This window comes from Rhodopseudomonas sp. BR0M22, from assembly GCF_010907035.1.
GTDB lineage: Bacteria > Pseudomonadota > Alphaproteobacteria > Rhizobiales > Xanthobacteraceae > Rhodopseudomonas.
In genome coordinates this window covers 1-23853 of sequence record NZ_QUMK01000083.1, presented here as the reverse complement: position 1 = coordinate 23853, position 23853 = coordinate 1, and the positions used below count along the sequence as shown (strand labels likewise).

At 65.5% G+C, this 23853-nt stretch carries 22 protein-coding genes and 2 tRNA genes; 16 read left to right on the top strand and 8 right to left on the bottom strand.

Features of this window, described 5'->3' with window-relative positions; all coding sequences use genetic code 11:
• The 3 genes from DY468_RS21825 to DY468_RS21815 all read left to right on the top strand — a co-directional run.
• Positions 1-791, top strand: a 791-nt coding sequence (locus DY468_RS21825; protein WP_502706239.1) for a COG4223 family protein, incomplete at its 5' end; no start/stop codon positions are given.
• 8 nt (positions 792-799) lie between these two features.
• Complete coding sequence (locus DY468_RS21820) at positions 800-2491, top strand: heme biosynthesis HemY N-terminal domain-containing protein (protein WP_164607308.1); 1692 nt, start codon at positions 800-802, stop codon at positions 2489-2491.
• Positions 2492-2650: 159 nt separating this feature from the next.
• A tRNA-Thr gene (locus DY468_RS21815) sits at positions 2651-2726 on the top strand.
• A gap of 534 nt (positions 2727-3260) precedes the next feature.
• On the opposite strand, the gene DY468_RS21810 is transcribed toward DY468_RS21815, so the two are convergent.
• Positions 3261-4043, bottom strand: coding sequence for a HAMP domain-containing protein (locus DY468_RS21810; RefSeq protein ID WP_164607306.1), 783 nt, complete (start codon positions 4041-4043; stop codon positions 3261-3263).
• 844 nt (positions 4044-4887) lie between these two features.
• Here DY468_RS21810 and DY468_RS21805 point away from each other — a divergent pair.
• Both DY468_RS21805 and DY468_RS21800 read left to right on the top strand, forming a co-directional pair.
• Positions 4888-5670 carry a cobalamin B12-binding domain-containing protein gene (locus tag DY468_RS21805; protein WP_349644319.1) on the top strand — a complete coding sequence of 261 codons (783 nt, stop codon included), beginning with the start codon at positions 4888-4890 and terminating at the stop codon, positions 5668-5670.
• Positions 5671-5845: 175 nt separating this feature from the next.
• Positions 5846-6931, top strand: coding sequence for a hypothetical protein (locus DY468_RS21800; protein WP_164607302.1), 1086 nt, complete (start codon positions 5846-5848; stop codon positions 6929-6931).
• Between the two features lie 29 nt (positions 6932-6960).
• Here DY468_RS21800 and DY468_RS21795 read toward each other — a convergent pair whose 3' ends face one another.
• Both DY468_RS21795 and DY468_RS21790 read right to left on the bottom strand, forming a co-directional pair.
• Positions 6961-8259: a RuBisCO large subunit C-terminal-like domain-containing protein gene (locus tag DY468_RS21795; protein WP_164607300.1), complete on the bottom strand. Its 1299-nt coding sequence runs from the start codon at positions 8257-8259 to the stop codon at positions 6961-6963.
• A gap of 108 nt (positions 8260-8367) precedes the next feature.
• Complete coding sequence (locus DY468_RS21790; protein WP_164607298.1) at positions 8368-8796, bottom strand: secondary thiamine-phosphate synthase enzyme YjbQ; 429 nt, start codon at positions 8794-8796, stop codon at positions 8368-8370.
• 226 nt (positions 8797-9022) lie between these two features.
• Between DY468_RS21790 and DY468_RS21785 the strand changes: the two genes are divergently transcribed.
• Complete coding sequence (locus DY468_RS21785; RefSeq protein WP_164607297.1) at positions 9023-10972, top strand: acyltransferase family protein; 1950 nt, start codon at positions 9023-9025, stop codon at positions 10970-10972.
• Positions 10973-11022: 50 nt separating this feature from the next.
• On the opposite strand, the gene DY468_RS21780 is transcribed toward DY468_RS21785, so the two are convergent.
• The 3 genes from DY468_RS21780 to DY468_RS21770 form a co-directional block, all read right to left on the bottom strand.
• The gene (locus DY468_RS21780; RefSeq protein ID WP_164607295.1) at positions 11023-12189 is read right to left on the bottom strand and encodes an alginate O-acetyltransferase AlgX-related protein; all 1167 of its coding nucleotides are present in this window, start codon (positions 12187-12189) and stop codon (positions 11023-11025) included.
• Between the two features lie 2 nt (positions 12190-12191).
• The gene (locus DY468_RS21775) at positions 12192-13604 is read right to left on the bottom strand and encodes an MBOAT family O-acyltransferase (protein ID WP_164607293.1); all 1413 of its coding nucleotides are present in this window, start codon (positions 13602-13604) and stop codon (positions 12192-12194) included.
• A 190-nt stretch (positions 13605-13794) separates the two neighbouring features.
• Positions 13795-13869, bottom strand: a tRNA-Gly gene (locus tag DY468_RS21770).
• Positions 13870-14185: 316 nt separating this feature from the next.
• Between DY468_RS21770 and trxA the strand changes: the two genes are divergently transcribed.
• The 3 genes from trxA (at position 14186) to DY468_RS21755 (ending at position 16105) form a co-directional block, all read left to right on the top strand.
• Positions 14186-15103, top strand: a complete 918-nt coding sequence (gene trxA, locus DY468_RS21765; RefSeq protein ID WP_164607291.1) for a thioredoxin — start codon at positions 14186-14188, stop codon at positions 15101-15103.
• 25 nt (positions 15104-15128) lie between these two features.
• Positions 15129-15806, top strand: coding sequence for an LON peptidase substrate-binding domain-containing protein (locus DY468_RS21760; RefSeq protein ID WP_164607289.1), 678 nt, complete (start codon positions 15129-15131; stop codon positions 15804-15806).
• Between the two features lie 101 nt (positions 15807-15907).
• Positions 15908-16105 (top strand): Trm112 family protein, encoded by a 198-nt coding sequence (locus DY468_RS21755; RefSeq protein WP_114360460.1) that lies wholly within the window; start codon positions 15908-15910, stop codon positions 16103-16105.
• Here the strand turns inward: DY468_RS21755 and DY468_RS21750 are convergent.
• Together DY468_RS21750 and DY468_RS21745 are read right to left on the bottom strand one after the other, a co-directional pair.
• Positions 16102-16638 (bottom strand): DinB family protein, encoded by a 537-nt coding sequence (locus DY468_RS21750; protein ID WP_164607288.1) that lies wholly within the window; start codon positions 16636-16638, stop codon positions 16102-16104. The two genes, DY468_RS21755 and DY468_RS21750, sit on opposite strands and share 4 nt — an antisense overlap.
• 93 nt (positions 16639-16731) lie before the next feature.
• Positions 16732-18093, bottom strand: a complete 1362-nt coding sequence (locus DY468_RS21745) for a ubiquinone biosynthesis hydroxylase (protein ID WP_283808792.1) — start codon at positions 18091-18093, stop codon at positions 16732-16734.
• 98 nt (positions 18094-18191) lie between these two features.
• Between DY468_RS21745 and tesB the strand changes: the two genes are divergently transcribed.
• The 7 genes from tesB to DY468_RS21710 all read left to right on the top strand — a co-directional run.
• The gene (tesB, locus tag DY468_RS21740) at positions 18192-19067 is read left to right on the top strand and encodes an acyl-CoA thioesterase II (RefSeq protein WP_164607284.1); all 876 of its coding nucleotides are present in this window, start codon (positions 18192-18194) and stop codon (positions 19065-19067) included.
• A gap of 207 nt (positions 19068-19274) precedes the next feature.
• Positions 19275-19613 (top strand): P-II family nitrogen regulator, encoded by a 339-nt coding sequence (locus DY468_RS21735; protein ID WP_110786995.1) that lies wholly within the window; start codon positions 19275-19277, stop codon positions 19611-19613.
• A 76-nt stretch (positions 19614-19689) separates the two neighbouring features.
• Positions 19690-21021, top strand: coding sequence for an ammonium transporter (locus tag DY468_RS21730; RefSeq protein ID WP_164607282.1), 1332 nt, complete (start codon positions 19690-19692; stop codon positions 21019-21021).
• Positions 21022-21333: 312 nt separating this feature from the next.
• Positions 21334-21672 (top strand): P-II family nitrogen regulator, encoded by a 339-nt coding sequence (locus tag DY468_RS21725; protein WP_011155842.1) that lies wholly within the window; start codon positions 21334-21336, stop codon positions 21670-21672.
• A gap of 37 nt (positions 21673-21709) precedes the next feature.
• A complete protein-coding gene (locus DY468_RS21720) occupies positions 21710-23152 on the top strand; it encodes an ammonium transporter (protein ID WP_164607280.1) in 1443 nt (480 codons plus the stop codon).
• 168 nt (positions 23153-23320) lie between these two features.
• Positions 23321-23617, top strand: coding sequence for a nucleotidyltransferase family protein (locus DY468_RS21715; protein WP_205512602.1), 297 nt, complete (start codon positions 23321-23323; stop codon positions 23615-23617).
• The coding region (locus DY468_RS21710) for a HepT-like ribonuclease domain-containing protein (RefSeq protein WP_164607276.1) at positions 23607-23853 on the top strand (247 nt) is incomplete at its 3' end. The genes DY468_RS21715 and DY468_RS21710, both read left to right, overlap by 11 nt.

The following is a 23853-nucleotide window of genomic DNA, read 5'->3' as shown; positions in this document are numbered from 1 at the left end:
CGCTGGAGAAGTCGGTGGCATCGCTGCGTGACGACCTGACCGCGCTGCGCGGCCAGACCGATCAGCTCGCCGCGACCATCAAGGAGCTGAAGGCATCGCCGGACGCCAGCGCTGGCGAGGCCAAGCCGACTGCCGATGCATCCGGCCCCGACAAGACGGCCGCGCTGGAGCAGACCACCGCCGCGATCGCAGCGATCGATCGGCGGCTCGATGCGCTGGAAGCCGCAGCCAAAACCGAGGCGGAGAAACCGGCGCCAAAGTCCGCCCCCGCCGAAGATGGCGCGCTGCGCCGCGCGGTCGCCGCCACCTTGCTCGATCTCGCCGTCACACAAGGCCAGCCATTTCAGGCGCTGCTGAAGGCCGCGGCGCCGCTGGCACCCGATGCTGGCGCACTGAAGCCGCTCGACCGCTTCGCTGCGACCGGCGTGCCCAGCGCCCGTGCGCTCGGCCAGGAGCTGATCGATCAGCTGCCCGGCCTGCTGCCGGACAAGAGCGTCGCGAATGCCAACTTCATCGACCGGTTTCAGGCCAACGCCGAGCGGCTGGTGAAGATTCAGCGCTCCGACGCGGTCGAAGGCATCGATCGCACCGCGATCGTCGGCCGGCTCACGGCAGCCGGCAAGCAGGGCGACATCGCCGGCGCGCTCAAGGAGCTGAAAGCGCTTGCGCCGGGTGACCGCGCTCCTGTTCAATCCTGGATCGACAAGGCCGAGGCCCGCGACCAGGCACTCGCCGCGTCTCATCAATTCGCCACCGCAGCGCTCGGGGCGCTGCAAAAACCGTCGCCATAGGTCTGCCCATGCTGCGCATCGTTCTGTTTCTCGTGATCATCGCGCTCGCGGCGGCGGGCGCCGCCTGGGTCGCCGACCAGCCCGGCGAAGTGGTGCTGTCGTGGAACGACTGGAAGGCGTCGATGACGCTGCCAGTGTTCGCGCTGGTGGTCGGCGCCGCGATCGTCGGCACGATGCTGACTTGGGCGATCATCATCGGGCTGCTGCGCGCGCCCGGCCGCATGAAGATCGGCCGGAGCGCGCGGCGCAGCGCGCGTGCGCGGGCCGCCATCACCCAAGGCCTGCTCGCGGTCGGCCACGGCGACGGCAGCGCCGCCCGGGCCCATGCCAATGCGGCGCGGCGCCACGCCCCACACGATCCGCTGGCATTGCTGCTGCAAGCGCAATCCGCCCAGCTCGACGGCGACCGCGAAGGCGCCCGCCGGGCGTTCCTGGCGATGGCCGCCCGCAAGGACACCAAGTCGCTCGGCATGCGCGGGCTGTATATCGAGGCGCAGCGCGCCGACGATCCCTACGCGGCGCTGGCAATCGCCGAAGAAGCACTGCGGCTGCAGCCGAACTGCGCGTGGGCGTCGCAGGCGGTTCTGGGCTTCCGCTGCGCCCGCGCCGATTGGACCGGCGCGCTGGAGATTCTGGAACGCAATCTCTCGGCCGGACTGATCGACAAACAGGCGTTTCGTCGGCAGCGCGCCGTGCTGCTGACGGCCCGGGCAATCGATCTCGAAGAGAGCGACGAGAGTCTGGCCCGCGACAGCGCGCTGGAAGCCAACAAGCTGGCGCCGACCTTGGTGCCGGCGGCGGTGCTGGCGGCGAAATATCTCGCCGATACGCATCAGGTTCGCCGCGCCATGAAGGTGATCGAGGTGGCGTGGCAGGCGCAGCCGCATCCGGATCTCGCGTCGACTTACGCCAATCTGAAGCCGGGCGACACCGCGACCGCGCGGCTCGGGCGGGTCGAAAATCTGATCGGCAAGGGGCCGCAGCAGCTCGAAAGCGCCGTCGCCATCGCACGCGCCGCGATCGATGCCGGCTCGTTCGGCCGCGCCCGCGAAGCGCTGCAACCCTACCTCGATATGCCGACCCAGCGCGTCGCGATGCTGATGGCCGAAATCGAGCATGGCGACCGCGGCGATACAGCGAAGGCGCGGGCGTGGACGCTTCGCGCGGTTCGTGCGCTGCACGACCCGGTGTGGACGGCCGACGGCTTCGTCTCCAATCACTGGCGGCCTGTGTCGCCGGTGACCGGCCGGCTCGACGCATTCCAATGGCAGGTGCCGGTGTCGGCGTTGCCGTCCAACAAGGCCGAAGTGATCGACGACAAGTTCCACGACGCATTGATCGCCTCGGCGGCTGCCGAGGCGCTCCCCGCCAGCTCCACTTCGGAAGCCGTGACGGTGACGGTCGAACCTGCGGCCGAAGCCCCGATCGTGACACCGAAGGAACCGACCCCGGTCGCCGAAGAGCCGGCCAAAGCGGACAAGCCCGCCAAGACGAGCGAGGCTCCGACCGAGACGGTGGCTGCGTCGGCTCCCGCGCCGCTGTTCCACCGGCGCAAAGAACCAGCGCCGGTGATCCCGATCGTGCGGGCGCCGGACGATCCGGGCGTCGACGAAGACGCCGCCCCGGAGGAGTTCGCCGAACGCTCGCAGGCCCCGGCCGGGCAGAGCAGCGGCTGGCGGGGTTATCGGCCGCCACGCTGAGCTCCCGACCGGGAGGTCGGCAGTCGCACGACGGAACAGAAAACTGCAGCGGCGGACACTGCCGCCGCCGGTTCTGGCGCCCTGGTTCTTGCCAATCAGGCCGCCGCCCGATATCAGAAGCCGACGTTTTCGGGCTGCTTCGTGAGCGCGCCCGCGGTCGCCGCAATAGCTCAGCTGGTAGAGCACGTCATTCGTAATGACGGGGTCGGGGGTTCGAGCCCCTCTTGCGGCACCACCCTTTCTTCATCCGCACCGATCCGCTCCGCCGCGCCCGGCCTCGCGCCGGCGATGCGAGGCTGTCTCGGCTTTGGCGGTCTGGTCGGAGGCTCCCGAAGCAGCCGTGATCGCATGCAATCGAACGGACCGCTGAGGTCGACGGTCACTCGTCCGAGCCGACGAGCGGACTTCCGTCCCGGCCCGTTTCCCGTGCTCGGACACGATCAGGCCCGGCCTTGGCGCGAGCCTCTGCCTTGTTGTTTCAGCCGGCCGAAACGTTCGGAGACATCACCGACAGATCGGGGCGCCCGCCGGAGAAGAGCAGGGGGACCAGCCGGCGTTGCCGTCCCTTCTCGCGTCTCGGCTTCTTCGATCTCCTGGTCCGAACAGAAACGCCCCAAACAGAAAAGCCCGCGACGATGCGCGGGCTTTTGTTGTTAGCGGCTCACCCGTCTGGGTGAGCCTCGATGCGGTGATCTCAACGCGTGGTCTTGATCGTCGCGCCTTCAATGACTCCGGGAGGCGCGTTCACGGTCGCGGAACGAGGCGCCGATCAGGCGCGCTTCGGGACGCCCAAACCGTTGTGCAGCCAGTTGCTCCACGATCGCGACAGTGTCTCGCTGACCGTTCGTCCATCCGTGAACAGCATCTCTCGGGCATTGCTGACGGCCCCCTTCAGGTCCATCCACATCTCCTTGAGATTGGCCAGAATGCCGCTCGTGCCGTCGAGAACCCGGTGGCTCTTCAGCTTCGCCAGCTCGATCAGCGATTGCTGGATCTTGGCGATCGACCGCGCGATCCGGCCGATTTCATCCGAGCGGCTCAGCGCATGAATGCGGACGCTGGTATCGCCAGAGGCGAGGCGCTCCACGTCCTTCTCGAGTTCGCCGAGCGGGGCCAGCAGGCCGCGCGAAATCCGGGTTCCGACCAGACCGACCACCGCGAACACCACAACACCGGCAAGCAACAGCATGGTGCGGGCGGCACCGACACCGTAGTCAGGCGTCGAGGTCACGACCGTCTCCGAAGCCTGCACCATCAGCCCCTGGCCTTCGAACGAGGCCGGCATCACCACAGGTCCGGAATCCTGCTGCATGACCAGCATACCCACAATGCTACCGTCAGCGGCCCGGACCGGCGACAGCGTCGCACCTCCTTGGCCGACCAGACGATCCAGCGACGCGACGCGCGCCGACTGCTTGGCGTGGCTGTCGGTCACCTTGTGCAAGACCATTTCGCCGACGCCGCCGATGGCGACCGAGGCGAACAGCGTGATCCCCAGGACGAGGATCGAAATCTTCTGGGCTAGGTTTCGGTTGGACAGATCGAATTGCATCGTAGTTCTCCAGCTTTCTTCAATTAGGAGCGGCTTGCCCCCTAAGGTGAACAGCGTGAACAACGCTTTACTTATTAACGTTAACGGTTCGCTAACTCCGGCATTGACCTGCTTCGGTCACGCTAAGAAAACGCCTCACGCTGGAACGGTGAACGAGCGACTGGTAACCAGACACTCGTTCGAGAGAATCGCGAATCACGTTGAGCCAATTAGCCGTCTAACTCTTTGATTAAACAGGTAGTTGCTCAGTAAATCACGATCCGTGGAATCAGTTTTGCTCCGATTCGCGCGGCTGTAAATATATAGAGAAGTTCGGGAAGTCGCTTGGTCCATGATAATGGAGTAAGCGCCAGCTTCACTCCTTAGCGGCGATCTATACCAACGGTGTCTGCGTACTAATTCGGCTTAGTTTGCGCGACAGCCGAAGGCGACATCGGGATGCCGATCCATCAGTGCCGAGCGCGAATTCCGCGCGCGGTGAGGCGCACCCGAACTACACACCGAGGTCCGAACAGGAACCACCCGATACGGCGGTGCGGTCGCGCCGACGGGACGACCTCGCCCAAGCGCCGCGACCCTATGCCGCTATGGCGCACGGCGGCAGCCAGAAGGCGCATGCGCGGCCGCCGCCCGGCCATTCGCCTCGTTTTGATTTAGAGCAAGGACGACCGAGCGATTCCGGGGCTCCCTTCGCACCGCGGCAACGGTGCTGGCAGTTGTGAACGGGCTCACAGCCGCGCGAGGCGATCTACTCCCTGCTTCCCCTCGGCAGCGGCGACGGTTTCATCGCATTCGTCCAGCCTTGTTTTCCTTGGGTCGAGGGCAACCAGATCGAGTGCGTGCCGTGCATCCCGAAAGCATTGTCTCGACTGTTATTCCGCATCTCGTGGTCAAGCACACCGCCGCCAGGACGCGTGCCGTCCAGGATCCGGCCGAGGTGCGGGCCGCCGAGTTGGCTCGTCTCCTGATCGCGCCGAACCTCACCGACGCGTTCGACCTGATCGACAAATCGCTGGCGCGGGCGTCGTCACCGACCGCATTGTTCACCGGCCTGTTCGAACCGACCGCCCGCAGCCTCGGCAATCTGTGGAGCGAAGACGCCTGCAGCGAGTTCGAAGTCACCATCGGGCTCTGTCATCTGCAGACCGCGATGCGCCGGATCAGCTTCGATCTTTTGTCGACACCGCTGGCTCGTTCCCAGCCGCGCACTGTGCTTTTGGTGTCGCAGCCCGGCGAGCCGCATTCGTTCTGTGCAGCCCTGCATGCCGAGCTGCTGCGTCAGGCCGGCTGGAATACGGTCTCGGAGTTTCCCGATTCCGATCGCGCGCTGGCGGACCTGGTCGCGAGCGGCTGGTTCGACGCCGTCAACATCTCGCTGTCGCCGGCACTCCGCCGCGAACACTGGCTGCCGCGCATGGCGGAGACCATCCGCAAGCTGCGCGCCGCATCGCGCAATCCGGCGCTGGCCGTGGTCGCCAGCGGTCGCGTGTTCGCTGAGCGCAGCGACGCGGGCGCGCTGATCGACGCCGACGCCGCCACGATCTCGTCAGTGCAGATCGAGCGTTGCCTGATGCGCTCGCTGCTCAATCGCAGTGCACGACCGGCCGCGAACTTCGCCTGGATCTGATCCCCACCGCAGTTTCCGACATCTCGCGGTCGCTTCGCATGTCGAAGCGGCCACCGCGGCGACTCGCCGCCTGGCACGCGTGTTGGCCGGATTGCCAACTCGCCCGACTCGCGCCTCGCCGCCATAGTCAAATCATGCGCCGATGTTAACGGTGATGCCTTCAGAGGGGCTGGTCATGCAATCCGAAGCGAAATCCTATCCGTTCGATCACCTGCCGATGATCGACTACGACGCCCACCCGGCCTATGGGCGCGTGATGTCGATGCCGATGCTCGGCGCACGGCTGAAGGCGATCACCATTTTCGGCTACGGATTCTGTCTCACCACCGCGCAGCGGATGATCGATGCCGAACACTTGCCGCGTCCGGCCGAAACTGGAAACCGCTTCCTTTCGCTGGCGCGCAGCCTGCCGACCTATCTGCGCCTGATCATGCTGCAGCGGCTCGGCCGGTTCAGCGCCGGCTCGGCCTACACCCCGAAGACCGAACGCGGCAGCGCGGTGTTCGGCCCGCTCGCCCGCGACGGCTTTGCTCCGGTCCAGTTCGGACCCGACAAGATCGTCGAGCTGCGCAACCAACTCGACGCAGCGTTCAAGACGCTGGAGCATCGCGTCGCGATTCCCGGCGATCCGGATTCGACCCGCGTGACGGTCGATCCCGCCGCCGCCCCCGACCTGTACAAATGGTTCAACCAGATCGCCGCCGATGCCGGCCTCACCGAAGCCGCCAGCGGCTATCTGAAACGCCCTGTCGGCATCGGCCAGATCGCCGCCGAAGTGAGCGAAGCAAGCAGCGGTGCATTGTCGAGCCCGTTCGCCGATGTCAGCGTCGATGCCTCGCCGTGCGACGGCTTCAAGGTCGACACCGGCTACAATGTGCTGAAGATGGTGGTGTATCTCGGCGAGACCGGGACCGCGAACGGCCCGCTCACTTATGTGGCGGGCAGCAACCGCGCCGGCCGCCGGTTCTGGGACGCGATGATCCGCCGTGCCAATGATCTGTGCGGACTGTCGTCGACGCTGCCGGCCGCTCGCGAAACATTCTACGCACTGCCAGCCGGACTGCAGCGCAAGGCGACGTTCGGGGTCGACCTGGTCGGCGACAGCAACTTCACTGCGGCGATCGCCGAGAACCAGGTGGCCGTCACCAGCAGCCAGGGCAACGCCGTGATCTACGATCCTGCGGGCATTCACCGCGACGGTGCGCCGAGCCAAGGCCGTCGCAGCGCCGTGATCGTCACTTTCACCGAACTGCCGCGCTGAGGCGCTGACGGAAAAGCGGCGGGTGCGCGTCAGCGCCCGCCGAACGCTTTCAGCGCCGCGGCGAGCTCCGGATGGCCGGACGCATGATCGGCCACCGGGATTCCGGCGGCAATCGCGTCCCAGGCCTGCCGGATCGAAGCGGCGCCCGCCGCCGGCCCCATCGGATGGCCGAACACGCCGCGGCCGGGCACGAAACCGAAATCGGCGCTGCCGACCTTGCGATACACATTCTCCAGCGTCGCCGCCGAGTCGCTGCCGCCCGGCACCGGCAGACACGGCTTGATCGGTCCCATCGGCTCCAGGCAGGCGCGGATGCAGTCCAGCACCTCGTGCTCCGGCGTCATCATCCGCGGACCGAAGCCCGGCATGATCACGACATCGAAGCCAGCCAGTCGTTGCAGCCGCGTCATCACCCGCGAATGAATGCCGTAATTCGAAAGCCGGCTGAAAGCTGCGATGAACGGGAAATGCGCCATCAGCGGCACGGTGGCGTGCTTGCGCAGCATCCGCACCGCCGAGAGCCCCACCGGCATGGCGTTGACCAGCAGCGCGCCGGCGCCATTCTTCACCGCGACGTCGTGCAGCTCGATCAACCGATCGACCTCGTCGGTGATGTTGGCGAGATAGATTTTCGGCACGCCGGTTTCGGCCGACGCCCGGCGGCAGGCATCGCCGAGCAGCGCAGCGCGCTCAGCCAGCGGACACCACTCGACGTCGGCCAGCATCTCGTCGTCCTTGGCGATGTCGAGACCGCCGCTCCAGCTCTGATAGCCGAGCTCGGCGAACGGCTGCGGCGGCAGACCGATATTCGGTTTGATCACCCCGAAGAAGATCGGGCGATCGAACGCCTGAAGCCGCTCGCGCAGTCCCGCAATGCCGAACCGCGGACCATCGAACGCGGCGAGATAGGACTCGGGAAAACGAATGTCCTGCAACCGGATCAACGGAATGCCGGGCGAGAAGAACACGCCCTCGCCGCACACCGCCGACAGCAGATTCGGAATCTTGGCGCCGAAATTGCCGTGCGGATGCGCGATAGTGACGCGGCAGGCATGCACCTCGCCGCGCGCGGCGCATTCGACCGGAATGCTGAAGCCTGAAGGGCGCGGCTCGGCCGACAGGTCCAGCACCTTGGCGGCGAAGCGCGGACGGAAATCTTCGTCGAAGCCGACGCGGCGCCACTGCGCGGTCGACTGCTCGCTGCACAGATGCGCGGCGGCCTCGCGCGGATCGCCGGCGCATTCGAAATCGAAATCCAGCTCGATGTAGTTATCGAGATCGAGATCGGCGCGCTTGGCGTAGAAGCCTGCGATGTCGTCCGGCGTCATGGCTGATGACCTGTTGGTGATCCCGCTGCGGTCATACGCGGGCGCGGCCCGCGTATCCATCCGTAACACCCCGTTCTTTCGATGGAGGGGTGGTCGCGCCGGCCCCGATTAGCTCTGGCCGATGATCTGCAATTCGACGCCGCGACGCTCGCGCGGACCGTCGAGCTCGATGAAGAACACCGATTGCCATTCGCCGAGCACCATCGCGCCATTGGCGACCGGGATCGTCTCCGACGAATTCATGAACAGCCCGATCAGATGCGAGTGCGCGTTGTCGCGGCCATCGACAGGATCGAGATTGTGTAGATAGTCGCCGTCACGCGGCACGAACCGCTTCAGGAACGTCAGCATGTCGCGTTCGAGTTTTTCCTCGCGCTCGTTGACGTTGATCCGCGCGGTGGTGTGCAGGCAGCTCACCGTGACCAGACCGTCCTTGATGCCGCTCGAGGCGACGAAGCGGCGGACCTGATCGGTGATGTCGATCAACTGGATCGGCGCGGTGGTGGCGAGTTCGATGCGGTGGCGTGCAATCTGCATGACGTCGTCCTGACTGGAACCAGTTCGAGTGTTAGCCCGGTGCCCGCGCCCGAGCAACGCAAGCCGTTGCCGCATGCGCGACATGCGACCAGCTCGCAACCGGGACGCCACCGTAACTTGACAGTGCGGGAGGGCTTCGCGATGACGCGCTGCTTGCATCCCTGCGGGTTGACCGAGCCCGCAGCGCCCAACTCGACCTTCTTGCCTGCCAGGACGACGATTCCCGATGAGACCGGCCTATCGCAGCGATATCGATGGCCTGCGTGCGATCGCAGTGCTGCTGGTGGTTGGGTTCCACGCCTTCCCGACTGCGGTTCGCGGCGGCTTCATCGGCGTCGACGTTTTCTTCGTGATCTCGGGATTTCTGATCACCTCGATCGTCTGCCAGGCGGTCGATCGCGGCGACTTCAGCTTCGCCACTTTCTACGCCCGCCGCATCAACCGCATTTTTCCGGCCCTGCTGCTGGTGCTGGCGGCCTGCGCGATCGGCGGCTGGTTTCTGCTGTTTCCGACCGATTATCGCGATGCCGGCAAGGCGATCGGATTCGGCGCCGCGTTTCTCGCCAACATCGCGCTGCTGCACGATTCCGGCTACTTCGACACCTCCTCCGAGCTGAACCCTTTGCTGCATCTGTGGTCGCTCGGCGTCGAGGAGCAGTTCTATCTGCTGTGGCCACCGGTGATCATCCTGGCATGGCGCTGGAAGAACGGCGCCGTCGTGGCTGCAGTGGCGATCCTGGTCGCCTCGTTCGCAACCAATCTGCTGCTGACGCCGGCGCATCCATCCGCCGCGTTCTATCTGCCGGTGACGCGGTTCTGGGAGCTGATGACCGGCTGCCTGCTGGCGATCGTTGCGGCAAAGCAGACCGCTCCGTTGAGCGCCGTGTTCGCGCAGAACACCGCGATCCTGCGCAACATCGGTGCGATCGCCGGCCTCGGGCTGATCGCGACCGGCGCCGCGCTGATCGATCGCAGCCGTGCTTTTCCGGGCTGGTGGGCGGTGCTGCCCGTGCTCGGCGCGGCGCTGCTGATCGCGACCGGTCCGGGCACCTGGACGGCGCGGCGTGTGCTGGGCAACCGCGCGATGGTCTATGTCGGGCTGATCAGCTACCCGCTGTATCTGTGGCACTGGCCGGTGCTGGCGGCGGTCCGCATCGTCCGGCTCGGCGAGGAGCCGCCGCCGCTGATGAAGCTGATCGCCGTGCTGGTGGCATTCGGGCTCGCCGACCTCACTTACAGGTTCGTCGAACCCAGGATCCGCTATCGGCCGACCCGCGCGAAAACCGCCGCGGCGTTTATGGGCGTCGCCATGGTCGGCTTGATCGGCGCCGGCATCTACCTTGCCGACGGCGTTCCGTCGCGGTTCAGCGCCAGCGTGCAAATCGTCACCCGCGATCATCAGGCCGAGGCGATGCCGGCTTACCGGCTGGCTAGCTGCTTCCTCGGCTCGGGCTCGAGTTTCGCCCTTGAATGCGACGACGCGCCATCTCCCGGCGTTCCTCGGATCGCGCTGTGGGGCGACTCGCACGCCGCCCATCTGTATCCGGGCTTGCGCGCCTTGCAGCAGAGCGATGGCGGCTTCAGACTCTCGCAATACACCACCGCCGGCTGCCCGCCGATCTTCGGTTACGTCAGCACACAGAGGCCGGACTGCACGGCTGCCAACGACAATGCGCGGGAACGCCTGAAGGCGCTGAAGCCGGACGTGGTCATCCTGGTCGCCCGGCAGTGGCACGATTACGACGGCCCAGATCCTGATCCGGCGGCAATCGACACGATGATCAAAGCCACCATCGCCGAGCTCCGCGACATCGGAGTCCGGCGCATCGTCGTGGTCGGCAAGTTTCCGAGCTGGCGCACCCCGCCGAAGCGCATTCTGGCTCAGGCCTACCGGGCGGAGGCCGCCGGGTTGATCAGCGCCTCCGAGATCCCGACGCGCGACGGTCCGCCGCGACTGGACCGGTCGGAAGCTGACGCCAATCAGCGGCTGGGTGCGTTCTTCGCCGCGCAGGGTGTGGCGTTCATTTCGCCGACGCCGGTCTTTTGCAGCGATCAGGGCTGCCTGCTCGCGGTGCCGGGTGATGGCACGCCGGTGACGTTCGACGGCAGTCACCTGACTGTGGCGTCGTCGAAGTTCTTCGTGAGGCAAATCGCGAAGGATCTGCTCGGACGCTAGTCATCAAGCGGAAAGAACTGCCGCAGGCGCCGCCTCATCCTGTGAAGGCGTCAGGGCGTCGTCACGATCTGGTGCAGCAGCGGCAGATAGGCCTGTCGTCCGATCAGGCTCTCGTTTTCTTCGAGCAGCATCAGATCGACGTCGCGGACTTCGCGCAGATCGGCCTCGGATAGATGGTCCTGACGCACACCGCCGCGGGAGCGGCCGAGCTTGAGGTAGAAATACTGACCCAGCCTGGTCAGACACGCCTGTTCGGTCAGCACCTCGCTGACCGGGTCGATGAAGCTGGTGCCGACCAGGGCGGCATCGATCCGCGTCGCCTCGCGGCCGGCGCAAGGCGGATGACTAAAAGTCAGTTTCGGCGTCGGATAGTCGATCGGCGCCACCAGCAGATTGGCGAGTTCGGCGAGATCACGGTCGCGGCCCTCGGCCGGCCGGCTGACCGTGACGGTGAAGCTGAACGGCGACAGCAATTCGCGACCGGCCTGGGCGTTGATCGCCTCCACGATCTGCCGGCTGCCGCGCGCCATCGCCAGCTCGTTCCAGTGAATGCCCCCGCGCGGGAACGGCGGCGTGGCGTCGCTCTGCATCGCATGGGTCGAGGTCGCCAGATCGAGCACATCGATGCCGGCGGCCCGTAGCCGCGCAACGTAGGCCGGGACGAGCTCCGCTCGCGCCTGCGGACTGCTCGGACAGGCGATCAGATGCGTGAACTTGTCCGGCATATCGGCGACTTTGGACGGCGTCACGATGTAGAGAAACAGTTTGCCGCGATCGCGATAGTAGGCCTGAATGTCGCGCAGCAACGGAATCGCGGCATCCGCCATGGTGTCGGCCTGGCCGATCGTGCGCGAGCAGTATTCCTCGAGATAGCCGCGCTGCACGAGTTCGCCGTCGCGCCCGATCAGAATGCCGGGAGCGGTGATCTCGCCGAACAACGAATACGCGATCTGATTGTTGAGCCGAATCAGCGTTCGCCGCAGCGGCATCGCGTCCGCTATTCGCAGCGCGGCCGCCTTCTGCAGCGCGCCGTCGAGGAACCCGTGCAGCGAAAGGTCGAACGGCACTTTCTGGGTGACGCCGACCAGCGCCGGCCCGATCCGAACGGCGTGCGACGGCACCGTGAGATTCCACAGCGTCCACACCGGCATCGCCACAAAGGCTGCGGCCGCGATGCGTCGGAGCCATCGTCCCGGTGATGTGGTAATCGCCACCATGCTCAGAACCGGAAGTAGATGAAGGGCTGAAACGGGATCGCGACCGCGCGCGCGATCGCGATCGTGCCCAGCGCGCCGAGGCCGACATAGCCGGCGAGCCGAAGCACACCGCTGCGGCGCCAGGCCACATTCAGCGAGTCAAACGCCGGCAGAGCCGGGATCAGGCTCAGCGCGGCGCCGAGCGCGGCAGTCCAAAGCACCGAGTTCGGCGGAGGCAGCCACGCGGTGGCCTGACCGAAACCGGCGAGCGCAGCGAAGTAACCACCGAGGTGCGCCGTATCGGGCGACCGGAAGATCACCCAGCCGAGCATCACGATCAGCAAGGTCGCGATGGTGGCGATCACGGCGCCGCTGCGCTGCAGCCAGCGTTCCAGAAACACCCGGTCGAGCGTGAGGAACAGACCGTTATAGGCGCCCCACAGCACGAAATTCCAACTCGCCCCGTGCCACAGGCCGGACAGCAGAAAACAGATCCAGAGATTGCGATAGGTGAGAAGCGCGCTGCCGCGGTTGCCGCCGAGCGGGATGTACAGATAGTCGCGGATCCAGGTGGTGAGCGAAATGTGCCAGCGTCGCCAGAACTCGGTGATCGAGCGGGAGATGTACGGCATGTTGAAGTTCTCGCGCAGCGAGAAGCCGAGCATTCGGGCGATCCCGATCGCCATGTCGGAATAGCCGGAGAAGTCGAAATAGATCTGCAGCGTGAAGCAGACCGTACCTAACCATGCGGCCCCCATCGACAGCGTCGCCGGATCGGCGCCGAACACCTGGTCGGCGTAGTGACCGAGCGGATCGGCGATCAGCAGCTTCTTGAACGCGCCTCGGGCGAACCGCGCCAAGCCTGCGCCGCAATCGGTCCAGTCGAAGCCCCCCGGCACGGCGATCTGCCGATCGATCTCATGATATTTGAGGATCGGGCCCGCCAGCAGCTTCGGAAAAAAGAACACGAACAGGCAGTAGTCGGAGAACCGCCGGGCGGGCTTCGACACGCCGCGATAACTGTCGACCAGATACGTGATCTTCTCGAAGGTGACGAACGAGACGCCGATCGGCAACGCGATGTGCCAGACCGGCAGCGCACTGAACTTGCCGGCGGCGAGCAGCACGTTCAGGCTCTCGAGCGCGAAGCTGGTGTATTTGTAGACGATCAGGATCGCGAGGTTCTGTACCACGCCGAGCGCCAGCAGCGTGCGCCGGGTCGCGGCGCTTTCGGTGCGAACGATTTGTCGCGCCAGCAGATGGTCGATCAGCGCCGAGGCGACCACCACCGGCACGAACAGCGGCTCGCCCCAGAGATAGAACAGCCCGCTGCCGATCAGCAGGATCCAGCGCTTGGTCCGCGCCTCGCGGGCCGCAAAATACAGCACATAGAGGAACGGAAAACAGGTCAGAAACAGGGGTTCATAGAACAGCATTATTGGACCGGGCGGTTCCCTGGCGCCTGCAGGGCGATCGACCCGCGACCTATTTCAGATTCCACCCGCCTCGCCCAGCCGGTCGGTCGCTGTGGTGCATTCCGCCGGCGCGCAGGAAATCGCCCGAAAGCGGGCGGCGCGACGAGATGCGCGATGAACTGAAAGGCAGGCGCCGGAACCGGCAGATCTCTGGAGCGGGCGAAGGGATTCGAACCCTCGACCCCAACCTTGGCAAGGTTGTGCTCTACCCCTGAGCTACACCCGCATCCGAGAAACGGCGCGCCGTGGGCACGACCGTGGGCAGTCGTATGCCAAATGCCGCGAGCGATTGCAACAGCCGTTCGACATTTCATGAGCCGGCTTTTTGAGAGGATGACAGCTCTCGTCCATTTTACCGTCCGAGCGCGGCCCGGTGCGCCCGGCCGGAGCCGGCAAGGGCCGGAAAACCCGGTCGAGACGCGCCCGCAGCGGGGCCAAAAAGCCGGCGCTGGGCCGATTCCCGTTGCAAATCGAACTTGCTGCGCCATCTAGAGCGGGGGTCATGCTAAAACGGCGGACCGACGGACAACAGCGAGGGCGACGTGACGATTTTGGAGCAGGGCAGCGGTGCGGCGCCTCAGGCCGCCGATCTGATCAAGGACACCACGACCCAGAGCTTCGTTCGCGATGTGATCGAGGAATCCAAGCGCCAGCCGGTTCTGATCGACTTCTGGGCGCAGTGGTGCGGTCCGTGCAAGCAGCTCACCCCGATCCTGGAGAAGGCCGTCCGGGCCGCGAACGGCAAGGTCAAGCTGGTCAAGATGAACATCGACGAGCATCCGTCGATTCCCGGCCAGATGGGCATCCAGTCGATTCCGGCGGTGATCGCCTTCGTCGACGGTCGTCCGGCCGACGGCTTCATGGGCGCAGTGCCGGAAAGCCAGGTCAACGCCTTCATCGAAAAGCTGACTGCCGGCATGCCGGGCGGTGCGCCGACCGCCGCCGAGCTGCTGCAGGAAGCCGAAGCGGTACTGGCGGAGGGCGACGTCCAGACCGCGGCCTCGATCTACGCCGAAGTGTTGCGTGCCGACGGCACCAATATTCCCGCAATCGCCGGCCTGGCCCGTTGCTATATGCAGACCGGTGCCACCGAACAGGCCAAGAAGACGCTGGCGCTGGTGCCCGAAGCCAAGCGCGAGGACGCATCGGTCAAGGCCGTGCAGGCGATGATCGATCTGGCCGAACAGGCCGAGTCGCTCGGCCCGATCGCCGAGTTGGAACAGAAGGTCGCGGCCGATCCGCTGGATCATCAGGCGCGGTTCGACCTCGCCATCGCGCTGAACGCCGCCGACCGGCGCGAGGACGCGACCACGCATTTGCTCGACATCGTCAAACGCGACCGCAAATGGAACGACGATGGCGCGCGCAAGCAGCTCGTCCAGTTCTTCGAGGCCTGGGGCCCGACCGACGACGCCACCGTCGAGGGCCGCAAGCGGCTGTCGACGATCCTGTTCTCGTAGTCGCCATTCAAGCGGGGAGCCGGCGATGCCGATCAATGCCGCCTATCGCGGACCAGCCGACCTTCCCGAGGTGATTCCGGTGTTTCCCTTGGCGGGGGCGCTGCTGCTGCCGCGGGGCCAGATGCCGCTCAATATCTTCGAACCACGCTATCTGGCGATGATCGACGACGCGCTGCGCGATGGTCATCGGCTGATCGGGATGATCCAGCCGGACGCGGCGCATTCGTCCGAAACGGCCGAGAAGCCTTCGCTGTTCAACGTCGGCTGCGTCGGACGAATCACCCAGCTGGCCGAATCCGGCGATGGCCGCTACATCCTCGAATTGACCGGCGTTTCGCGCTTCAAGGTCGTCGAGGAGCTGCAGGTGCTGACGCCGTACCGGCAGTGCAAGGTCGACTATTTCCCGTTCGTCGATGATTTTACCGCTCGCAAGGGCGAGGACGAAGTCGACCGCGAGACCCTGCTGGCGGTGCTGACCGATTTTCTCAAGGCCAACAATCTGAAAGTCGACTGGGACGGCGTCGAGAGCGCGCCGAACGAAGCGCTGGTCAATGCGCTGGCGATGATGTCGCCTTATGGGCCGCCGGAGAAGCAGGCACTGCTCGAAGCACCCGATTTGAAGACCCGCGCCGAAATCCTGATCGCCGTCACCGAGATGGACCTCGCCAAGAAGCGCACGACCGGCGACCCGCCGCTGCAATAAGCTGCAACAAGACGTGCAGCAATTTGCGCGGGCGCGTTGACGGCCCGCCTCGTCCGTCCGATCAAGCCGGATACCACTCCGTTGTTCTGGAGCCTGAAACCATGACCCTTTCGCCGTCCGAGCGACCCGATGCCGTCGACCGCAAGCTGCTCGACATCCTGGTCTGTCCGGTCACCAAGGGACCGCTCGAATTCGACGCCGCCCGGCAGGAGCTGATCTCGCGCGGTGCCAAGCTGGCCTACCCGATCCGCGACGGCATCCCGATCATGCTGCCCGAAGAGGCACGGCGGATCGACTAGACCCCGGCCGCCGCCAGCGCGGCGAGATCCGGCGCCGGCGTGCCGCGCAGAAACGGCATCAAATCCAGCGACGGCGGCTCGGCCCCGGTCAGGATCGACAGGCAGGCATGGGCCTGGCCGCGGTGGTGCGTCTGGTGATTGAAGACGTGACTGAGAATCTCGGCGCGCGGCTGATGGAAGGATTTGCCCGAGGTCGTCGCATAGGTGACCACCTCGGCAAACGCGGCAGCGTCGTGACCGTCGATCATCTCAATGATGCGCTCGTCCTCCGCGGCACGCGCGGCCGCGAGCGCACGAAGATCGTCGAACAGAATCGCGTCGAGGCGGGTCGGCGCCTCACCCGCTCCGGTCAGTCGCTTCAGCCAGATCCGGTCGGCCACCAGCACATGGTTGAGGGTGCCGTGCAGGCTGCCGAAGAACACACCGACGCTGCGGCGGTAGACGTCATCAGGCAACGCCAACGCGGCCTGATAGAGCCGTGCGTTGGCCCAGCGGTTGTAGGCCGCGAATTGCGCGAAATGGCGTCCATCCATGCCCTGATTCCCTCTCGGCAGCACCGTAGCCAGGAGGCTCGTGCAGCACGGCTGAGATATTTCAGCTTTTTGCAACGCGCGAAGGGCGACGACTTACAGCGCCTCGCCCTTCAGCAGCCGCGGGGTTTCCCCGGTGAGCCCCGCCGCCTGGCGGATGAAAGCCCCCTTCAGCGGCGGCAGGCGATCGACCAGACCGAGGCCGATGTCGCGAATCCCGCGCAGCAGCGGCGAGTTGTTGGAAAACAGGAAGTTGAGCCCGTTGGTGGCAACCCCCATCGCCATCGTGTCGAACCGCCGCCAGCGCTGATAGCGCTCCAGCACGTCGACCTGACCGGGATCGATTCCGAGCCGTGCCGCATCGACCACCACCTCGGCCAGAGCCGCGACGTCGCGTAGGCCCATATTGAGGCCCTGTCCGGCGATCGGATGAATCACGTGCGCAGCGTCGCCGATCAGCGCGAGCCGCGGCGCGATGAACGACTGCGCCACGAAATAGCCGAGCGGAAACGACTTCGGCTTGTCGAGCGGCTTGACGTCGCCGAGCCGCAGGCCGAACCGCTTTTCCAGTTCGCGCTGGAATTCCTTCTCGGGCAGCGCGACGATCCGCTCGGCATCGCGGCGGCTCTCGCTCCACACCAGCGACGAGCGCCGGCCGGTGAGCGGCAGGATCGCGAACGGTCCCGCGGGCAGGAAGTGTTCTTCGGCGCAGCCATTGTGGTCGCGCTCGTGCTCGACGGTGACGACGATGCCCGACTGGTCGTAATCCCAGCCATAGGTGGCGATACCGGCACGCTGGCGCAGCTTCGACTTGGCGCCGTCGGCCGCCACCAGCAGGCTGGCATCGATCACGCTGCCGTCGCCGAGCGTGACGCCAATGGCTTCGGGGCGCGCGTCGTAGGAGGTGACCGGCGTTGCCCGCAGTTCGACGCCCTCGGCCTCGGCGCGCTTGGCCAGCGCTTCGACCAGATATTTGTTCTCGACCATATGGGCGAACGGCTCGCCCGGCTGCACCTCGCCCGCGAAGGTCAAAAATACCGGCCGGGTCGCGTCTTCGAGATGGCTGTCGGTGACGACCATATCGATGATCGGCTGCGCGGTCGGCGCCACCTCGTCCCAGACCCCGAGCGCCTCGAACAGACGCCGGCACGCCGCGACGATCGCGGTGGCGCGCGGATCCTTGCTCGGCCGCATCGCCAGCGCCGGGTCGGCGACGATCACCGGCACCTCGGGGCCGAGCCCCTGCCGCAACGCCAATGCCAACGCCAAACCGGCGAACGCGCCGCCCCCAATCACAATGCTTCGCGGTGCCGTCATATTTCTCACTCTCGCGCCATGATCCTTGCGCCCGGATCGGAGCTGGGCGAAACAGGTTTCAAGGACCAACCCGCTGTTGCTGTGGCAGTTTCTAACAGACAACGCCGGCAGTGGGAAACGGCCAGCAAGGCCGCGCGGCATTCCGCCCTGATCGCTGCGGCGATGGGCCAACTTGTTGTTTTGGCGTTTTGTTCCGCGGCGTCTGATCCTGCCTGCACCACCCTGAAGGAGCTCGACCGGTGTCCAAGAGCCTGATCGATCTGATCTCGATTCTCGATCTCGAGCCGCTCGAGGTGAATCTGTTTCGCGGCACCAGCCCGAAGACGAGCTGGCAACGGGTGTTCGGCGGACAGGTGATCGGCCAGGCGATGGTCGCCGGATGCCGCACCGTCGAGAACCGGTTACCGCATTCGCTGCATTGCTACTTCATCCTGCCGGGCGATCCGCAAGTGCCGATCATCTACCAGGTCGAGCGGCTGCGCGACGGCAAGAGCTACACCACCCGCCGGGTCACGGCGATCCAGCACGGCAACGCGATCTTCTCGCTGATGATGTCGTTCCACGACGACGAGGAGACCAATTTCGACCATCAGGACAAGATGCCCGACGTGCCGCCGCCGGAAGCGCTGTCGGCCGAGGAGATCGTCAAGCAGCCGTTCTTCAAGGACATGCCGGACTTCATCAAGCGCTACTACGAGAGCGACCGGCCGATCGAGCTGCGCCCGGTGGAGCTGAAGCGCTATTTCGGCCAGAAGATCGACGACGGCCGGATCCACGTCTGGATCAAGACCGCCGCCAAGCTGCCCGACGATCCGGCGCTGCACATGTGCGCGCTGGCCTATGCGTCCGACTTCTCGCTGCTCGACGCCGTGATGGCGCGCTACGGCCGCACGCTGTTCGACAAGCGGATGATGCCGGCGAGCCTCGACCACGCGATGTGGTTTCACCGCCCGTTCCGCGCCGACGAATGGCTGCTGTACGCGCAGGACTCACCCTCGGCGCAGGGCGGCCGCGGCCTGACCCGCGGCCAGATCTTCAAGACCGACGGCACCCTGGTGGCCTCCGTCGCCCAAGAGGGCTCGGTGCGCGAACGCCGGGAGACGCCGAAGGACTGACAGACGCCTCGACGCAACGACAGGCGGCGGATCGAGCCTCACCGGTCCGGCCGCCGACGAGATTACGTAGCCACGGCACAAAGCCTTCTCCCTGAGCAGTCAATCAGCTTATTTTCTGCGCGCACTGCCGCTAAACCCGGCATATACACGGGAACGGAGCACCGCCGCGGCGGTGTCAAAGGCATTGCGCGAATCAGGGGCTAACGCATGAAACTCGTCGTCGCCATCATCAAACCTTTCAAGCTGGACGAGGTCCGCCAGGCGCTGACCGAGGTCGGCGTCCACGGCATGACCGTCACCGAGGTCAAGGGCTACGGCCGCCAGCGCGGCCACACGGAGATCTATCGCGGCGCCGAGTACATCGTGAATTTCCTGCCCAAGCTGCGGATCGAGATCGCGGTCGATTCCGCGCTCGCCGACAAGGCGGTCGAAGTGATCACCCGCGGCGCCCGCACCGGCCAGATCGGTGACGGCAAGATCTTCGTCACGCCGATCGACCGCGCGCTGCGGATCCGCACCGGCGAGACCGACGTCGACGCGCTGTAAGCCGGCCTTCGACAGCCATTTCCCAAACCCCGCGGAGCCGGGGGGCGCCGCACAGTTCCACAACAGGACGGGCATCATGACCTTGTTGCTACGCCGCGCGGCGTCGGCTGCTACGGGCTCTATCTTTGCAGGACTAGGCTTCGCGGCGGCCGGCACGATGCCGGCGCTGGCTCAAGGGACAGCCGCAGCGGCGCCGGGCATCAACCCGGCCGACACCGCCTGGATGACGGTGGCCACCGCCTTCGTGCTGATGATGACGATCCCCGGTCTGGCGCTGTTCTATTCAGGGATGGTCCGAAAGAAGAACGTACTGGCCACGATGGCGCAGAGCCTCGCCGCGGTGGCGCTGATCTCGATCCTGTGGGTGGCGTTCGGCTATTCGCTGGCGTTCACCGGCAGCGGCAGCCTGATCGGCTCGTTCGATCGCATCTTCCTGACCGGGATGACCATGGACAGCGTCAATCCGGCTGCCAAAACCATCCCGGAAGCACTGTTCATGCTCTATCAGATGACCTTCGCGGTCATCACCGTGGCGCTGGTGGCCGGCTCGGTCGCGGACCGGATGCGGTTCTCCGCCTATCTGTTGTTTTCGATCGGCTGGTTCATCTTCGTCTATGTGCCGCTGGCGCATTGGATCTGGGGCGGCGGCTTTTTGGGCGCGATGGGCGTGTTGGATTTCGCCGGTGGCTTGGTGGTGCACCTGTCGGCAGGCACCGGAGGCCTTGTGGCGGCGATCGTGATCGGCCGCCGACACGGCTACGGCATGGAAAACCTGTCGCCCTTCGACCTTTCGCTGGCGGTGATCGGCACCGGCCTGTTGTGGGTCGGCTGGTTCGGCTTCAACGGCGGCTCGGCGCTGGCGGCGGATTCCCGCGCGGTGTTCGCCATCACGGCCACCCACCTCGCCGCCTGCTCCGGCGCGCTGACCTGGGGCGCAATCGAATGGATGGCGCGGCGCAAGCCGTCGGTGCTCGGCATGATTTCGGGCGCTGTCGCCGGCCTCGGCACCATCACGCCGGCATCGGGCTATGTCGAACCCTGGCACGGCGTGGTGATCGGCATTGTCGCCGGCCTGATCTGCTACTGGGCCTGCACCTGGCTGAAACACCGCCTGCGCTATGACGACTCGCTCGACGTGTTCGGCGTCCACGGCATCGGCGGCCTCACCGGCACGTTCCTGGCCGGCATTTTCGCGACCGCCTCGATCGGCGGCGTGTCGGGCGCCCTCGAAGGCTCCTGGATGCAGCCGCTCACCCAACTTGCTGGTATATTAGTAACGTTCGTGTGGTCGGGGGTGGCGACCTATGTGCTGCTGAAGATGGTCAGCCTGTTCGTGGCCCTGCGCGTCTCGCGCGAGCACGAGATCGAGGGTCTGGACATTTCGCAGCACGGCGAGGCGCTGCAGTAGGCGGACCGCCCGACTTTCGGCTAAGCGTTATGCCCTTCGGATGGGCAATCATTGTGTCCGCACCCTGGCATGCCTGATTCCTGATCAGGCATGCCTACGTGTTAGGCGCGACCGAATAGCGCAGCTGGTGTCCAAGTGCCGCACCGCGAAAAAGGCGCTGATTCCGAAATGATTCCAAGGGCCGCTCCGACTGGCACGGCATTTGATTCTAACGGGCCGGCTGTGCCCGCGTAGTGATGCTCTCCGCGTGGGGAATTTCAGTCGAGATCATTTCCTGGCCAGTTCGGCCGGGACCTAGCGGGGATAGGACCCATGAAAATTGTTATGGCGATCATTAAGCCATTCAAACTCGAAGAAGTCCGTGACGCGCTGACCGCCATCGGCGTTCACGGTTTGACGGTGACGGAAGTGAAGGGATACGGCCGCCAGAAAGGCCACACGGAAATCTACCGTGGCGCCGAATATGCGGTGAGCTTCCTGCCCAAGATCAAGATCGAGGTCGCGATCGCCAACGAGCAGGTCGAGAAGACCATCGAGGCGATCACCAGCGCCGCCAAGACCGGCCAGATCGGCGACGGCAAGATCTTCGTCATCGGCCTCGACCACGCCGTGCGGATCCGCACCGGCGAGGCCGATGCGGCTGCCCTCTGATTCCCTCACCCTCATTGCTTCACTCAGGAGACAAAAAATGACGTTCAAGCGTCCCTACGGTGCGGGATTGGCCGTGCTCGTCGCCGGTACATTCGCGACGACAGCCGCCTTCGCAGCGCCGACCGTCAACAAGGGCGACAACGCCTGGATGATGACATCGACAGTGCTGGTGCTGCTGATGACCATCCCCGGCCTGGCGCTGTTCTACGGCGGTCTGGTCCGCTCCAAGAACATGCTCTCGGTGCTGGCCCAGGTGTTCTACACCGTCTGCGTCGCCTGCATCATCTGGGCGCTGTACGGCTACAGCCTCGCCTTCACCGGCGGCTCGGAGTTCATCGGCGGCTTCTCGAAGGCGTTCCTGTCGGGCATCACCACCGACTCGATGGGCGGCACCTTCACGGTCGATGCGAACATCACCGAGCTGATCTTCGTCTGCTTCCAGATGACGTTCTGCGCCATCACCCCGGCGCTGATCGTCGGCGCCTTCGCCGAACGCACCCGCTTCGCCGCGGTGGCGCTGTTCATCCCGCTGTGGATCACCCTGATCTACCTGCCGATGGCCCACATGGTCTGGTACTGGGCCGGCCCGGATGCGGTCAACGACGCCGCCAAGGCGCTCGCTGCCGCGACCGACGAAGCCGCCAAGGCTGCGGCGCAGGCCAAGCTCGATGAAGTGATGGCCGACGGCGGCTTCCTGTTCAAGAAGGGCGCGCTGGACTTCGCCGGCGGCACCGTGGTGCACATCAACGCCGGTATCGCCGGCCTGGTCGGCGCCCTCCTGATCGGCAAGCGCACCGGCTACGGCAAGGAGCTGATGGCTCCGCACTCGCTGACCATGACCATGATCGGCGCCTCGCTGCTCTGGGTCGGCTGGTTCGGCTTCAACGCCGGCTCCAACCTCGAAGCCTCGGGCGGCGCTGCCCTGGCGATGACCAACTCCTTCCTCGCCACCGCCGCTGCGGCCCTGGCCTGGATGTTCGCGGAGTGGATCTTCAAGGGTCATCCCTCGGTGCTCGGTGCACTGTCGGGTGCGGTCGCCGGTCTGGTCGCGGTCACTCCGGCCGCGGGCTTCTCCGGTCCGATGGGCGCAATCGTGCTCGGCATCGTCGCCGGCGTGGTCTGCCTGTTCTTCTGCACCGTGATCAAGAACGCGCTGGGTTACGACGACTCGCTCGACGTGTTCGGTGTGCACGGCATCGGCGGCATCATCGGCGCGCTCGGCACCGGCATCCTGGTGAACCCGGCGCTCGGCGGCACCGGCGTGTACGACTACACGGTCGGCAAGGTCGGCGAGTACGACTTCGGCACTCAGATGATCTCGCAGTGCTGGGGCGTCGGCACCACGCTGCTGCTGTCCGGCATCGGTTCGGCGATCCTCTACAAGGTGGTCGATGTGATCGTCGGTCTGCGGGCCCCGGTCGAAGTCGAACGCGAAGGCCTCGACCTCGTCGAGCACACCGAGCGCGCTTACAACATGTAAGTTCTCCCGAGGCGCGGCGCTCTTCAGACCGCCGCGCCAACTCCTACGGTTCGGGCAGATACCCGGCAATGCCCGAACCGTCGAGGGGTCCCAGCGCAAGCTGGGGCCCCTTTCTTTATGGCGAGCCAACCGCACGCCGAAACACGCGAAGTCTGCTATACTGCTTGGATGGACCGCCGCGCCGCACTCGAGATCTTGAAAAACTCCGAGGCTCCGTTACGAGCACGAGGCGTAAGGCGTGCAGCGCTGTTCGGTTCCGTGGCGCGTGGTACCAACCTTCCCGACAGCGATATCGATGTGCTCGTCGAAATCGACCCGGCAGCCCGCATCACGGTGTTCGACTATGCGGAGCTGAAGGACTATATCGCCGGCCTGTTCGACCATCCGGTCGACGTCGTGAACCGCGAACAGCTCAAGCCGTCGATTGCGCCGAACGCAGCGCGAGATGCGGTCTATGCGTTCTGATGCATCGGATATCGCTCTGCGCGACATCCAGCATCACATCGAACTCGCGATCGAGTTCACCAGCGACTTGACGGAGAATGAATTCAAAGCCGACCTGCGTACCGTGTATGCGGTTACGCGCTGCCTTGAGATCATCTCCGAAGCGTCCCGCCGCGTATCCGAGGACGTCAAGCGACGGCACGGCTCGGTTCCTTGGAAGCAGATTGCGGGAGCGGGGAATGTCTATCGGCACGCTT

Bases quoted from the DNA above. Each gene is read 5' to 3' on its own strand.
- DY468_RS21795 (WP_164607300.1), bottom strand. From the start codon at position 8,259: ATGACGCCGGACGACATCGCAGGCTTCTACGCCAAGCGCGCCGATCTC.
- DY468_RS21755 (WP_114360460.1), top strand. From the start codon at position 15,908: ATGACCCTTTCGCCGTCCGAGCGACCCGATGCCGTCGACCGCAAGCTG.
- DY468_RS21745 (WP_283808792.1), bottom strand. From the start codon at position 18,093: ATGCCGCGCGGCCTTGCTGGCCGTTTCCCACTGCCGGCGTTGTCTGTT.
- DY468_RS21725 (WP_011155842.1), top strand. From the start codon at position 21,334: ATGAAAATTGTTATGGCGATCATTAAGCCATTCAAACTCGAAGAAGTC.
- DY468_RS21790 (WP_164607298.1), bottom strand. From the start codon at position 8,796: ATGCAGATTGCACGCCACCGCATCGAACTCGCCACCACCGCGCCGATC.
- DY468_RS21820 (WP_164607308.1), top strand. From the start codon at position 800: ATGCTGCGCATCGTTCTGTTTCTCGTGATCATCGCGCTCGCGGCGGCG.
- DY468_RS21810 (WP_164607306.1), bottom strand. From the start codon at position 4,043: ATGCAATTCGATCTGTCCAACCGAAACCTAGCCCAGAAGATTTCGATC.
- DY468_RS21775 (WP_164607293.1), bottom strand. From the start codon at position 13,604: ATGCTGTTCTATGAACCCCTGTTTCTGACCTGTTTTCCGTTCCTCTAT.
- DY468_RS21785 (WP_164607297.1), top strand. From the start codon at position 9,023: ATGAGACCGGCCTATCGCAGCGATATCGATGGCCTGCGTGCGATCGCA.
- DY468_RS21760 (WP_164607289.1), top strand. From the start codon at position 15,129: ATGCCGATCAATGCCGCCTATCGCGGACCAGCCGACCTTCCCGAGGTG.
- DY468_RS21715 (WP_205512602.1), top strand. From the start codon at position 23,321: ATGGACCGCCGCGCCGCACTCGAGATCTTGAAAAACTCCGAGGCTCCG.
- DY468_RS21730 (WP_164607282.1), top strand. From the start codon at position 19,690: ATGACCTTGTTGCTACGCCGCGCGGCGTCGGCTGCTACGGGCTCTATC.
- DY468_RS21735 (WP_110786995.1), top strand. From the start codon at position 19,275: ATGAAACTCGTCGTCGCCATCATCAAACCTTTCAAGCTGGACGAGGTC.
- DY468_RS21750 (WP_164607288.1), bottom strand. From the start codon at position 16,638: ATGGATGGACGCCATTTCGCGCAATTCGCGGCCTACAACCGCTGGGCC.
- DY468_RS21720 (WP_164607280.1), top strand. From the start codon at position 21,710: ATGACGTTCAAGCGTCCCTACGGTGCGGGATTGGCCGTGCTCGTCGCC.
- DY468_RS21780 (WP_164607295.1), bottom strand. From the start codon at position 12,189: ATGGTGGCGATTACCACATCACCGGGACGATGGCTCCGACGCATCGCG.
- DY468_RS21800 (WP_164607302.1), top strand. From the start codon at position 5,846: ATGCAATCCGAAGCGAAATCCTATCCGTTCGATCACCTGCCGATGATC.